Source organism: Pseudomonas sp. 21 (genome assembly GCF_000955805.1).
Classification (GTDB): domain Bacteria; phylum Pseudomonadota; class Gammaproteobacteria; order Pseudomonadales; family Pseudomonadaceae; genus Pseudomonas.
The window spans coordinates 1-13505 of the sequence record NZ_JYOA01000013.1; the positions used below are offsets into that span (position 1 = coordinate 1).

The window sequence follows — 13505 nt, forward strand, 5'->3', positions numbered from 1 at the left end:
AGGAAAGCCGGGGCGATTCAGAAACTGCTGATCAGCTAATTGCAATAATCAAAGCAAAAATTCAGCTAAATGCAATTTTTAAAGCAAGATGCCCTCTCCCAGCGAAGACGTATTTATTTTTCCCTATTAAAATCAACAAGATATTGATTATTAAAATTAACTGAATACGACAAATCCAAGCTGTCGAACCGGCTGTTTTGCCGCCCTGAGCTGTCCATTTCGCTGTTGGCTGTTTTCCCGCGGCCACTTCGTACTCGACTGCGCATGCGCTTCAGTTTCTCCGGCGCCAACCTTGCCCGCGAATCCCTCTGGCATCGTCCTGCATCAAACTTGGCTTGGTGATTCGCTGCTGCGAGCTTGCCGCCGGTGCGTTCGATCATTTGAGTGCGTGCGGTGAACGCTGCACCCGGCAGATTCAGATCGATCGCAAACTCCGTCACCGCCACCCGGGCTACAGCTCATCAAATGAGAACGACAATTTCTTAACAGCCTTCAGGCGAATATCGCCGCCACTCTCAAACAGACGCAGCGGTTTGCGCGTCGTATGGACTGCATTGATTGGAGCGGCGGTTGATGAAATTGTGCGGAGCCTCGCTGGCCATCCTGGTTGCGATCGCAGGCGCGGCGTTGCTGGGTGCCGAATCGACGCTGGCGGCCTCGGATGACGACGGAATCGTGGTCTACGATGCCCAGCATGAGTCGCTGACCAAAGCCTGGAGCGAGGGTTTTACCCACGATACCGGGATCAAGGTCACCCTGCGCAAGGGCGACGATATCGAGCTGGGCAACCAGATCGTCCAGGAGGGAAAGGCTTCGCCGGCCGATGTCTTCCTGACCGAGAACTCCCCGGCGATGATGCTCGTCGATCACGCCGGACTCTTCGCTCCCGTCGACCCGGCTACCATCGCCCAGGTCGCTGCGCCGTTCAGGACCGCTCAGGGTCATTGGGTCGGCATTGCCGCCCGTTCCACCGTCTTTGTCTACAACAGGGACCGGGTGAAGGAATCCGAGTTGCCCAAATCGCTGCTGGAACTGGCTGAGCCGCAGTGGATCGGTCGCTGGTCCGCGTCTCCGGCGGGAGCTGATTTCCAGGCCATCGTCGGCGCTCTGCTGGAGCTCAAGGGCGAAGCCGTGACGCTCGACTGGCTCGAGGCACTGAAATCCGGTGCCCGGAACTACCGGGGCAACAACGCTGTGCTCAAGGCGGTAAACGCCGGCCAGATCGACTCCGGCGTGATCTATCACTATTACTACTTCGGCGACCAGGCCCGGACCGGCGAGAACAGCGGCAATACCGCCCTGCACTATTTCAGGCACCAGGACCCCGGCGCCTTCATCAGCCTGTCCGGGGGCGGCGTCCTGGCTTCGAGCAAGCACCAGAAGGACGCCCAGGCGTTCCTGCAATGGATCACCGGCCCCAAGGGGCAGGCCATTCTGCGTGACGGCAACTCCTTCGAGTACGCGGTCGGCGATGGTGCGCCGTCCAACCCGAAACTGGTCCCACTGGAGCAGCTGGATGCTCCGGTCATCGACGCTTCCCGGCTGGACAGCCAGAAAGTCGTGGACCTGATGATCCAGGCGGGCCTGCTCTAAGTGACGGCGCAACAGTTCGGGCCGGATTCGCGCCTCGATACCAGGAGCAAGTTGCGGCTGTCGACGCTACGTCGCTGGCGAAACGGTTCAGGGCAGTTATGGGTGCTGGGGGCAGCACTGCTGATTTCGGCATTCGCCCTGCTCCCCCTGGTCTTCGTGGCCACCGCCGGCGTCCAGGCGGGAATCCCGCTGATCTCCAGGCTGGTGTTCCGCCCGCGGGTCGCGGAGTTGCTGTGCAACACGCTGCTGCTTGTCGTGCTGACCGTTCCGCTTTGCGTGCTCCACGGCATCGCGATGGCCTGGCTGACCGAGCGCACCAACCTGGTGGGAAGACGTCTGTTGTCGTTGCTGGTGGTGGCTCCGCTGGCCATCCCGGCGTTCGTCCATAGCTACGCGTGGATCAGCCTCGCGCCTTCGATTCACGGGCTGTTCCCGGCGGTACTGGTCTCGGTGATCGCCTACTCGCCCTTCATCTACCTGCCGGCCGCCGCGGCGCTGCGGCGGCTCGATCCGGTTCTGGAGGATGTCGCCGAGTCGCTGGGTGATCGCCCGCTCAAGGTATTCCTGCGGGTGGTGCTGCCTCAGCTGCGCGTTGCGATCTGGGGCGGCGCACTGCTCGTGGGGCTGCATCTGCTGGCGGAATACGGGCTGTTCGCACTGATTCGCTTCGACACCTTTACCACCGCCATTTTCGATCAGTTCCAGTCCTCCTTCAGTGGCCCGGCGGCGAACATGCTCGCCGGTGTCCTGGCCCTGGGTTGCCTGATGATGCTGAGCCTGGAGTCGGCGACGAGGGGCTCCGCGCGCTATGCGCGGATTGGCGCTGGCAGCCCGCGTTCACCCCGGCAGTACCGGCTGGGCTGGAAGTGTTCGGCGCTGGTACTGACGCTCTGCGTGGTGTTCACCGCAGCCTCTCTGGGCGTCCCGCTGATTACCCTGGGCAAGTGGCTCAAGGCTGGGGGAGTCTCGGTCTGGAACTCGCAGGAGTTGCTGAACTGTCTGGGCCAGACCCTGCTGCTGGGCGCGGCGGGAGCACTGCTGACTACCGTTGCCGCCGTTCCCATCTCCTGGATCTCCGTCCGGGCGCCGAGCCGCTTCCAGCGCCTGCTCGAAGGCAGCAACTACGTGGCCAGCGCGCTGCCCGGGATCGTCATCGCCCTGGCGCTGGTCAGCGTCACGATCCGCTTCGCCCAGCCGCTGTATCAGACCGTCTTCACCGTGCTGCTGGCCTATGTGCTGATGTTCCTGCCGCGGGCCCTGGTCAGCTTGCGCGCAGGCCTCGCCCAGGCGCCTGTCGAACTGGAGAACATCGCCCGCAGCCTGGGGCGTACGCCAATGCAGGCCTTGTGGGGCGTCACCGTCCGCTTTGCCGCACCGGGGGCCGCAGCGGGCGTGGCCCTGGTGTTCCTGGCCATCGTCAACGAGCTCACTGCAACGCTGCTCCTGTCGCCCAGCGGCACCTCGACGCTAGCCACCGCGTTCTGGTCGAAAACCAGCGAAATCGACTACGCCGCGGCGGCGCCATACGCCCTGCTGATGATTCTGCTGTCCCTCCCCCTGACCGGGATTCTCTACCACCAATCCAAGCGAGTAGCAGGTCGATGAGCACGCTCGAACTGAAGTCCGTCTCCCGGTTCTTTGGCGCCTATGCAGCGATCGAGAACTTCAACCTGTCCGTGGCAAGCGGCGGTCGTGCCGCGATCGTCGGCCCGTCGGGCTCGGGCAAGACCACCCTCCTCCGCTTGATTGCCGGCTTCGAGGTGCCCGACCTGGGAACCATCACGCTCGACGGGGTGACGTTGGCCAGTGACAGCACCTTCGTCCCGGCGCACCGGCGGGTCATCGGTTACGTTCCGCAGGACGGCGCGCTGTTTCCTCACCTGTCGGTGGCCGAGAACATCGGTTTCGGCCTGCCCAGGGGGATGGAGAGTCGCGATCGGCGAATACAGGAACTGCTGGAGATGGTCTCGCTCAACGCGGCCATGGCCACCCGCTGGCCCCACGAACTGTCCGGCGGCCAGCAGCAACGTGTCGCGCTGGCCAGGGCGTTGGCGCAGAGCCCGAAACTGATGCTGCTCGATGAGCCCTTCTCTGCCCTGGACAGCGGTCTGCGCGTCTCCATGCGCAAGGCGGTATCGAAAGTCCTGAGCGATGCCGGCGTCACCGCTATTCTGGTGACCCATGACCAGGAGGAAGCGCTGTCGTTTGGCGATCAACTGGCGGTCATTCGCCAGGGTCGCCTGGTGCAGGCGGGGGCGCCGAAGGACCTTTACCTGCGTCCCGTCGATGAGGAAACCGCCGCGTTCCTGGGGGACGCCCTGGTGTTTCGCGCCCATGTCAGCAACGGCTGGGCCCGCTGTGCGCTGGGCAATGTGATCGCGGGCAGTGCCGCACTCAACGGGCACGCGCAGATACTGCTGCGCCCCGAGCAGCTCCACCTGAGCCGCAGCACGTTGTTCCCCAGCAGTACGGACGGCTGTTACGGCGTCGTGGTGGGCAGTGACTTTGGCGGCGACAAGTGCACGGTGATGGTCCAGCTCGAGGCGCCCCTGTCGGAAGACGAACTGACGATTCCGGTCCGGGTGCCGGCCATGGACTGCCCCGAGCCAGGGGCGCGCGTCCACATCCTCGTCAGCGGCGCCGCCCACGCCTTCACGACAGACCGGCGCGCCCTCAGTCTCAGCTAAGTTTCGCCCCGTAGGCTCTCTTCCACGCCACCTGAAGCGCTGCCCGAGAGAGCCTCGCCATGAATCCCAGCACAAAAGCCTATTGGCTCAACAAGGTCCCGGAGGTCACGCTGGCCTTCTGGGTCATCAAGATCATGTCCACCACCGTGGGCGAGACCTTCGCCGACTTCCTCGCCGTGGATGCCGGCCTCGGCCTGGGCATCACCACGGCAGCCATGGCTGCCCTGCTGGCCGTAGCCCTGACCCTGCAGCTGCGCACCCGCGCCTACACGCCCTGGATCTACTGGCTGACGGTCGTGGTGGTGAGCATCCTCGGCACCCAGGTGACCGACATTCTCACCGACGTGCTGGACGTCAGCCTGTACCTCAGCACCGCTGTGTTCTCCGGCCTGCTGGCGATCAACTTCGGCGTCTGGTTCGCCGTCGAGCGCAACCTTTCCATCCAGGAAATCGTCACCCCGCGACGCGAACTGTTCTATTGGACGACCGTGCTCTGCACCTTCGCCCTGGGCACCGCCGCGGGGGATCTCGCGACCGAGGCGCTGAGCATGGGCTTCACCGTGGGCGCCTGCCTGTTCGGCGCCCTCCTCGCCGCGACCTTCCTCGCCTGGAAGCTCGGTGCGAACGCCGTTCCGAGCTTCTGGATCGCCTACATCCTGACCCGCCCCTTCGGCGCCTCGCTGGGTGACCTGCTCACCCAGGCCAAGACCTATGGCGGCCTCGGCATGGGCGCCACCTGGACCAGCGCGATCTTCCTCTGCGTGATCCTGATCCTGGTGGCGTTCGCCCAGTTCGGCGCCAACGGCAGTCAGCGCGTCCCCCAGTAACGCCTACCCATTTTCAAGGAATACCCCATGACCTACTTCAAGAAAGTCGCCTGCAAAGTCGCGCTCGCCTGCGCCATCGCCCTGCTCGGCCTGGCGGCCGGATGTTCGAAGCCAGACGAGCCCAGGGCGGGCGCCGGCCAGCAGTCCAGCGCAAGCCCGCGCGCGGCGACCCAGCTTGGCGACCTCTCCGAGTTCCGCAGCATCGCAGCCGACGTGACCTCCCTCGTCGACAGCAACCAGCTGGAACAAAGCAAAGCCCGCATCAAGGACCTCGAGTTGGCCTGGGACAGCGCCGAGGCCGGGATCAAGCCGCGCGCGGTCAGCGATTGGCACGCTCTCGACAAGGCCATCGACCGCGCACTCGATGCACTGCGCGACAGCACTCCGCAGCAGGCGGCCTGCAAGGCGGCCATGGATGACCTGATGAAGACCTTCGACCAGCTGCAGGGGCAGCGCCAATCCTGATGCCCGGCGGGCCTATTCAGGGCTATCGTCTGAAGACATTTCCAGTGCACGGCAGCCGGAGCGGCTGCCGTGCGGCACGCATTCGGGAGGCAGGGGCTGGAGCATGCGAATACTGCTGGTCGAAGACGACCCCATGATCGGCGACGCCGTCGAAGGTGCTCTCAAGGATGCCGGTTACGCCGTCGACTGGGTCACCAACGGCCTTACCGCGCTATCGGCCATGAGCGCCCAGGCCTATGACCAGGTGCTGCTCGACCTCGGCCTTCCGGGCCGCGATGGCTTGAGCGTGCTCGACAGCATCCGTTCGCAGGACAACCCCGTCCCGCTGGTCATCATCACCGCGCGGGACAGCCTCGAAGACCGCCTGAGAGGACTGGACGGCGGCGCCGACGACTATCTGCTCAAACCCTTCGAGATGGCCGAACTGCTGGCACGCATGCGCGCGATCATGCGTCGCAAGGGCGGAGCCGCGTCGCCCATTCTCAGCAACGGTGTGGTCTCGCTGGACCCGGTGGCAAAGCTGGCGAGCAGCGCCCAGGCCAGCGACGTGCAACTGTCCAACCGCGAGTTCAGCCTGCTCCAGGCCTTGTTGATCCGACCCGGCGCCATTCTCTCGCGCAGCGAACTGGAAGACCGCATCTATGGCTGGGGCCATGAGGTCGAGAGCAACGCCATCGAGTTCCTGATCCATTCGCTGCGCAGGAAGCTGGGAGCCCAGGTCATCAGGAACGTAAGGGGAATGGGATGGATGGTTTCCAAAGGCGACTGAGGGAGTCCGTGCAGTTCCGCCTTTCCCTGGCGCTCTCGGCGACCATCCTGATCGTCGCCCTGCTCGCGAGTGTCTTCGCCTTCCTGGCGGGCTACCAGGAAGCGCTGGAGATGCAGGACAACACACTGAAGCAGGTTGCCACGCTGGTGGAGCGTCAACAGATGAGGCCGCACTACCCTACCGGTGCGCCGGCCATTGCCGGGGACAACGAGGAAACGCGGGTTATCGTGCAGTACCTGGCCGACAGCGCCATCGCCCCTGAGCCGAATGACAGCAGCCTGCCGCTGCCCCTTCCCGGCGACCTGCGGGATGGCTTCTCGACCGTCAGCGTTGGTGGCGAAGAGTTCCGCGTGCTGGTCAGGACCACCGCGCTGGGGCAACGCATCGCCATCGCCCAGGAGACGGAAAGTCGCGACCGCGATGCCCGTGAAAGCGCGCGCCGAGGCGTGATTCCCTTCGCGATCCTGATTCCCGTCCTGTTGCTGGTCGTGGCGGACCTGATCCGCAAGCTGTTCCGCCCCATTGCGAGACTGTCGGCCGAGATCGATCAACGGGACGAGCAGGACATGGCCCCAATCGATGCGCGCGACCTGCCCACCGAAGTCCGCTCCTTCGCGCTCGCCATCAACCGCCTGCTCGGGCGTGTCGGTAAGTCCATGGAGGCCCAGCGCCGGTTCGTCGCCGACGCGGCCCACGAGCTGCGCTCTCCGCTGACCGCGCTGTCGCTGCAGGCGGAACGCCTGTCGGCCACAGAAATGTCCGAACTCGCCCGTGAGCGCCTGGGCAAGCTGAGGCAAGGCATCGAGCGGGGCCGCAATCTCATCGATCAGTTGCTGGCACTGGCGAGCGCGCAGTCATCCCCCGCCACGGCACGCTCGCGGATCTCCGTGCACAAGGTCTATCGCGGCGTGCTCGAGGAGCTCCTGCCGGTCGCCGAGAAGAAGCAGCTCGACCTGGGCGTGGAGGGCGATGACTGCGAGATCGTGACGAACGAGCTGGACCTGCAGACCCTGGTCAAGAACCTGGTCGACAACGCCCTGCGCTACACCCCCGCCGGCGGCAGGGTCGACCTTCGGGTGCAGCGCCAGGGCGAGAGGGTTGTCCTGCAGGTTCGGGACACCGGTCCGGGCATTCCCGAGTCCGAGCGTGAGCGGGTCTTCGATGCTTTCTATCGGGTGCCGGGCAGTGACGAAATCGGCTCCGGACTTGGCCTGTCCATCGTCAGGACGATCGCCAGCCGGGCCGGCGCCAGTATCGAGCTGGATTATTCGGACAGCGCGGCACGCTCCGGGCTGTGCGTTACGCTCCGGTTCCCGGCAACGACCTGATCCGCCCTGCCGCAGTATTTCCTGCGCGTCTGCGGCCGGCCCTCAGCCTCAGCTAAGTCTCGCCTCGTAACCTCATCGCTCACGCCAATGAACGTCCATGAGACCTTCGAGGAACCGAGCCGATGAGCGACCTCACGCTCCCATCCGTGTGCCGCACCGCAACCACTGCCGGCCGCGCCCTGCCCGCCGTGGCCTATCCCGCCCTCTTGCTCGCCTTCTTGCTGTGCTTCCTGGTGCCGCTCGGGTGGCACGGGCTCTGGATACCCGACGAGACGCGCTACGCCCAGGCCGCCCAGGAACTGCTGCACAGCGGCAACTGGGTCGCTCCGCACTTCATGGGGTTGCGCTACTTCGAAAAGCCCATCGGCGGCTATTGGCTGATCGCCATCGGCCAGGCGATCTTCGGCGACAACCTGTTCGGTGCCCGTATCGCCTCCGCCGCGACAACCGCCGCCACCCTGGGGCTGATATTCCAACTGGCCCGCCGCCTGTGGAACGACCCCTGGAAGACCTGGACGGCGTGCCTGCTCTACATGAGCTACGGGCTCGTCGCCGGACAGGCCGGCTACGCCAACATCGATCCGCAGCTCACCCTCTGGATCACGCTCAGCCTGGTCTCGGCCTGGTATGCCCTGGAGGGTGAAAGCCCGCGCGAGCGCTGGGCCGGCTGGTGCCTGCTCGGCGTGGCCTGCGCCATGGGCTTCATGACCAAGGGCTTCCTGGCCTGGCTGCTGCCGGTGATCGTGGTGACGCCCTACGCGATCCTGCAACAGCGCTCGCGCGAGCTGCTCAAGGGCGGGCCGCTCGCAGTTCTGCTGGCCGTCTTGCTCAGCCTGCCGTGGGTGCTTGCAGTGCATCGGCGTGAAGCGGATTTCTGGCAGTTCTTCTTCTGGAACGAGCACATCCGCCGCTTCGCCGGGGCCAAGGCGCAGCACGCCGCGCCCTTCTGGTTCTTCGTGCCGATGCTGTTCGCCGGCGCCCTCCCCTGGGCCATGCTCGTGGTGCCCAGCCTGCGGCGCGCCTGGCGCGAGAAAAAGGAGCGCCGCGGCGCGTTCCTGGCGCTCTGGTTCGCCATGCCCTTCCTGTTCTTCAGCCTCGCCAAGGGCAAGCTGCCGACCTATATCCTGCCCTGCTTCGTGCCGCTGGCCCTGCTGATGGCCAACACGCTGGTCGACAAGCTGCGGCAAAGGGATGTGTTCGCAATCCGAGGCAACGGGTTGTTCAACCTGGCGGCGGGTTGCCTGGCCTTGCTCGGCCTGGGCATCGTGCAGATCGTGCATCCGCTTTACATCGGTCAACCGCTGCAGCTGGCCCTGGCGCTGCTGGTCTGCGCGGCATGGGCCGTCTGTGGCTTCGCCCAGTGGATGCGCCCGGCGCGCCACTGGTTCGCGCCGGCACTGGGGCTGTGGGTGCTGGTCGCCCTGCTGCCGGCGGCGATGCCCTTGTCCGTGGTCGATAACAAGATGCCCGACCAGTTCATCGCCCGGCATCTGAGCGAGCTGAAGGGTTCGACAAGTCTACTGAGCAACGAGCTGGGAGCTGCGTCGGCACTGGCGTGGCGGCTGAATCGCAGCGACGTGACCCTGCTCGATGTGCAGGGCGAGCTTCAGTACGGCCTGTCTTATGCGGACGCCGAGGATCGAAAGGTGACGTCGGAGAATGTCGGGCGATGGCTGGCCCAGCGTTCGGCGAAAGGTCCGGTCGGGATGGTGCTGGATATGTCCGCGGGCGTGGTTCCGTCATGGATTCCGCCGGGTGCCGAGGTGTTCCGGGAAAACAACCTGCTGATCGTCATTACCCGGCCGTGAGGACTGACAGGAGACATCATGTGATCCTGCTTGGGGATGTTTCACTTGTGACCGGGCTGGAGCTGTGGTGAGTCTCAAGACCAATCAAAGTGCCCGTGGCGCGGGCCTTCCAGGCGTGCGGTGGTACTAAGGCGCGATATTTATTGTAACGCGTTACCGTTTTTCGAGGCTATTAACGGTAACGCGTTACCGGAGAATCCCGAACCGACTTCCACGCAGGATTTCGCGCAGGAAATCCGCGGCGAAAGTATCGGCCAGCGCCTAGTCGGCCAAGCCCGCCAGAACGCCTTTCAGTCGCTCCAGGGTCGCCGGCGTGCAGGCCTGCATCGGCTCGCGCACCTCGTTGGCGATCAGTCCCTGCATGGCCAGCGCCCCCTTGACCGCCGCCGGGTTCGGCTCGGCGAAAGCGGCCTGCATCCAGGGCAGGAGGCGGAAGAAAGTACGGCGCGCAGCATTCACGTCGCCCTCCTCCATCTCCCGGCACATCTGCACATAGAGATCGGCGCGAACGTGGGGTGACGCCGAGATCGCCCCGGCGCCGCCCAGGCAGAGATTGGTGAACAGCTGCAGGTCTTCCCCGGTGAGCACCGATACCTGGCCATCGGCGATCAGCGCCAGGGTCGTTTCCACATCGCCCGCGCAGTCCTTGATCGCCACGATGTTCGGGTGACGCACGATGCGCCGCAGCGTCTCGCGCTCGATGCGCACGCCGGTGCGGTAAGGGATGTCATAGAGCACGACCGGAACGCTGGCGGCGTCGGCTACGGTGCGGAAGAAGGCTTCCAGGCCGGCCTGGGATGGGCGGATGTAATACGGTGCCGGCACCAGCACGCCTGCCACCGGGCGGCGCTGGATGTCCTGCAGAGCCGCCAGCAGCTCGCGCTGGTTGTTGCCGGCCAGCCCCATGATCACCTGCCGCGCAGGCACCCACTGCAAAACGGCATCGAGCACTTCGAGCTGTTCTTCATGGCTCAGCGCGGCCGCCTCGCCGGTCGTGCCGCAGACCACGAAACCCGCGACGCCCTGCTCCAGCAGTTGCGCCACCAGCCCCTGCAGTGCCGGGTAATCGATTGCGCCATCACGAAAGGGAGTGACCAGCGCCACCCAGATCCCACGAAAATTCGACATGCAAAACTCCTGTTGGCTGACCGTCGGGTCGCCGTCAGGGAGGGTGCGGGAATCAAGCGGGAGGGAGAGTTCGACCTTGCGCCTTGTGTCCTGTCAGCCCATCTGACGGGACAGCGCCCCGGTCAAATGAGCGATTGTTTCTTCGATTTCTTCGCAACGACAGCGCACGCGCAGGCCCGGGCAAGGAGGCCCGAAGCGGAAAGCGAGTGGTTGACGATGGGGAACATGGAAATGCCGTTGCGCGAAATGTCTGACGGATACTGCTGAAGGATCGGGAGAGCTGTCAACTCCCCCGCTTCGCTTTGCGTGTCCGCAGGCTCTCCAGGTCAGTCCTTTCCGCAGCGGCTCTCATCGTGCTGCAGGCTGGCCTGGCTGACCTGGCTGCCCGGCGGAACGCTGCGGGTCAGCCAGACGTTGCCGCCGATGGTCGAGCCCTTGCCGATGGTCACGCGGCCGAGAATGGTGGCGCCGGCGTAGATCACCACTTCGTCCTCGACGATCGGGTGGCGCGGTTCGCCCTTGTGCAGCTGGCCGGTCTCGTCGGAGGTGAAGCGCTTCGCGCCCAGGGTCACTGCCTGGTAGATGCGCACCTGTTTGCCGATGATCGCCGTTTCTCCGATGACCACGCCGGTGCCATGGTCGATGAAGAAGCTGCTGCCGATCTGCGCGCCGGGGTGGATGTCGATGCCGGTCGCCGAGTGCGCCAGCTCCGAGATGATCCGCGCCAGCAGCGGCAGGCCGGCGTTGTACAGGTGATGCGCAAGACGGTGGTGAATGATCGCCACCACGCCCGGGTAGCACAGCAGTACCTCGTCGACGCTGCGTGCGGCCGGGTCGCCCTGGTAGGCGGCGAGTACGTCGGCGTCGAGCAGCCTGCGCATTTCCGGCAGCGCGCGGGCGAAATCACGCACCAGCACCACGGCATGCTCATCGATCCGGCTGTCCACCAGGTCACCGCGCTGCCGCGCGCTGTAGCGCAGCTCCAGGCGAGCCTGTACCAGCAGCGCATTCAGCGCGGCGTCCAGGGTGTGGCCGACGAAGAAGTCCTCGCTCTCTTCGCGCAGGTCGTTCGGGCCCAGGCGCATGGGGAACAGCGCGCTGGCCAGGCGTTCCACCACTTCCTCGATGGACTGGCGCGAAGGCAGCTCGCGACCGCCCTGCTCCGGGTGGCGGCCCGTTCGGCTACGCCATTCATTGCGTGCGCCACGCAGGTCCTCGACGATCTGCGCCAGTTGCCAGTTCACCGGGCCATTCTCGTTCAGTCGGTTGGCGTCGTTCATCGCTTGCTGTGTTCCTTGATCCGCGGGGGCTTTCAATCACGATTGCCTATCCTGATCGGTCGCGCCGCGCAGGACAAATCGCCGGAAGGCATAACCTAATGCCTTTTTCGTAGTACTAAGTGTTTCCGTGGCAACAGCGAATCAACAGTGATGTTGCTTGAGCAACAGCTCGTTTGCCTTCAGAGGCGCGAAAACCGTGGCCCCCGCCCTGGCACAGGCCTTGCTGCCGTGCAGTGCCCGCCCTGCAGCCGCCCTCTTCCCTTCTGCCTGACCAAACGCACCGACAACGACGGCTGCCGGGCCCGGATTCCAATAACGACTTGCCACGCGTGCACCGACGGGGCGACGCCCCCCTTTCGACGATGGCAACGAGGACACTCCATGAGTCTCGATATTTTCTGGTTCCTGCCGACTTCCGGCGACACCCGCTACCTGGGACATTCCAGCAGCGGCCGCCCGGCCACCAACGACTACATGCGGCAGATCGCCGTGGCCGCCGACCAGCTCGGCTATGACGGCCTGCTGATCCCGACCGGCAGCAGCTGCCTCGATCCGTGGGTGACCGCCGCCAGCCTGGTGCCGGTCACTCAGCGCATCAAGCTGCTGGTGGCCCTGCGCACTTCGCTGGGCAACCCCACCGCCTCGGCGCGCCAGGCCGCCACCCTGGACCAGGCCAGCGGTGGTCGCCTGCTGCTCAATGTCGTCCCTGGCGGCGACAGCACCGAACTGGAGGCAGACGGTGTTTTCCTCAATCATGATGAGCGTTACGCCGCTTCGGACGAATTCCTGACCATCTGGCGTCGCCTGCTGTCAGGTGAAACCGTGGATTTCGCGGGCAAGCATCTGAAGGTCAACGGCGCGCAGAACTTCTTCCCGCCCGTGCAGAAGCCATACCCGCCGCTGTACTTCGGTGGTTCCTCCCCCGCCGCCCACGACCTCGCTGCCAAGCATGTTGATGCCTACCTGACCTGGGGTGAGCCGCCTGCCGCCGTGGCCGAGAAGATCGCCGACGTGCGCGAACGCGCTGCGCGCCTGGGGCGCACGGTGCGCTTTGGCGTACGCCTGCACGTGATAGTCCGCGAGACCAACGACAAGGCCTGGGCAGCTGCGGACGAGCTGATCAGTCATCTGGATGACGCCACCATTGCTGCCGCGCAATCCAACTACGCGAAGATGGATTCGGTCGGTCAGCAGCGCATGGCCACGCTGCATGGCGGTGATCGCAACAAGCTGGAAGTGGCACCCAATCTCTGGGCCGGTGTCGGCCTGGTGCGCGGCGGCGCCGGCACGGCACTGGTGGGGGATCCGGAAACCGTTGCCGAGCGGCTGCTGGAGTATGCCGCGCTGGGGGTCGACAGCTTCGTGCTGTCAGGTTACCCGCACCTGGAAGAGGCCTATCGCTTCGCTGAGCTGGTGTTCCCGCTGCTGCCTGGCAAGGGGCGCGTGACGGTGGACGGCGTGCTCACGGGCGGCGCCTTCGACGTGCGCGCCGGGCGTGAGAAAACCGGGGAAGCGGCGGCCTGAGGCCCAATCCAGAGCGTTCGACCGAGCCCCCGAGTGATCGGGGGTTACTCTGGCTCCAGCCTTTTCTGCAGGTCGGCGCCGCCAGGGAAGCAGAAC

11 protein-coding genes are annotated in these 13505 nt (G+C 65.1%); 9 read left to right on the forward strand and 2 right to left on the reverse strand.

The window, feature by feature from the left end; genetic code table 11:
- The first annotated feature begins 573 nt into the window (after positions 1–573).
- The 8 genes from UB43_RS26375 (at position 574) to arnT (ending at position 9477) form a co-directional block, all read left to right on the forward strand.
- Entirely contained in the window at positions 574–1593 is a 1020-nt protein-coding gene (locus tag UB43_RS26375; protein ID WP_045217362.1) for an iron ABC transporter substrate-binding protein, read from the forward strand.
- Positions 1594–1644: 51 nt separating this feature from the next.
- Positions 1645–3198, forward strand: coding sequence for an ABC transporter permease (locus UB43_RS26380; RefSeq protein WP_371319005.1), 1554 nt, complete (start codon positions 1645–1647; stop codon positions 3196–3198).
- Positions 3195–4280 (forward strand): ABC transporter ATP-binding protein, encoded by a 1086-nt coding sequence (locus UB43_RS26385; RefSeq protein ID WP_045217363.1) that lies wholly within the window; start codon positions 3195–3197, stop codon positions 4278–4280. The genes UB43_RS26380 and UB43_RS26385 overlap by 4 nt, the downstream gene beginning before the upstream one ends.
- Before the next feature lie 59 nt (positions 4281–4339).
- Complete coding sequence (locus UB43_RS26390; protein WP_045217365.1) at positions 4340–5107, forward strand: membrane protein; 768 nt, start codon at positions 4340–4342, stop codon at positions 5105–5107.
- A gap of 27 nt (positions 5108–5134) precedes the next feature.
- Complete coding sequence (locus tag UB43_RS26395) at positions 5135–5572, forward strand: hypothetical protein (protein WP_045217368.1); 438 nt, start codon at positions 5135–5137, stop codon at positions 5570–5572.
- Between the two features lie 103 nt (positions 5573–5675).
- Entirely contained in the window at positions 5676–6341 is a 666-nt protein-coding gene (locus UB43_RS26400) for a response regulator transcription factor (protein WP_045217371.1), read from the forward strand.
- Positions 6317–7669 (forward strand): ATP-binding protein, encoded by a 1353-nt coding sequence (locus UB43_RS26405; protein WP_045217373.1) that lies wholly within the window; start codon positions 6317–6319, stop codon positions 7667–7669. Before UB43_RS26400 ends, UB43_RS26405 begins: the two co-directional genes overlap by 25 nt.
- 122 nt (positions 7670–7791) lie before the next feature.
- Positions 7792–9477 (forward strand): lipid IV(A) 4-amino-4-deoxy-L-arabinosyltransferase, encoded by a 1686-nt coding sequence (gene arnT / locus UB43_RS26410; RefSeq protein ID WP_082085916.1) that lies wholly within the window; start codon positions 7792–7794, stop codon positions 9475–9477.
- A gap of 261 nt (positions 9478–9738) precedes the next feature.
- Here arnT and dapA read toward each other — a convergent pair whose 3' ends face one another.
- Both dapA and epsC read right to left on the reverse strand, forming a co-directional pair.
- The gene (gene dapA / locus UB43_RS26415) at positions 9739–10605 is read right to left on the reverse strand and encodes a 4-hydroxy-tetrahydrodipicolinate synthase (protein WP_045217376.1); all 867 of its coding nucleotides are present in this window, start codon (positions 10603–10605) and stop codon (positions 9739–9741) included.
- 326 nt (positions 10606–10931) lie between these two features.
- The gene (epsC, locus tag UB43_RS26425; protein WP_082085917.1) at positions 10932–11885 is read right to left on the reverse strand and encodes a serine O-acetyltransferase EpsC; all 954 of its coding nucleotides are present in this window, start codon (positions 11883–11885) and stop codon (positions 10932–10934) included.
- A 381-nt stretch (positions 11886–12266) separates the two neighbouring features.
- Between epsC and ssuD the strand changes: the two genes are divergently transcribed.
- Entirely contained in the window at positions 12267–13409 is a 1143-nt protein-coding gene (ssuD, locus tag UB43_RS26430; RefSeq protein ID WP_045217378.1) for an FMNH2-dependent alkanesulfonate monooxygenase, read from the forward strand.
- Positions 13410–13505: the final 96 nt, after the last annotated feature.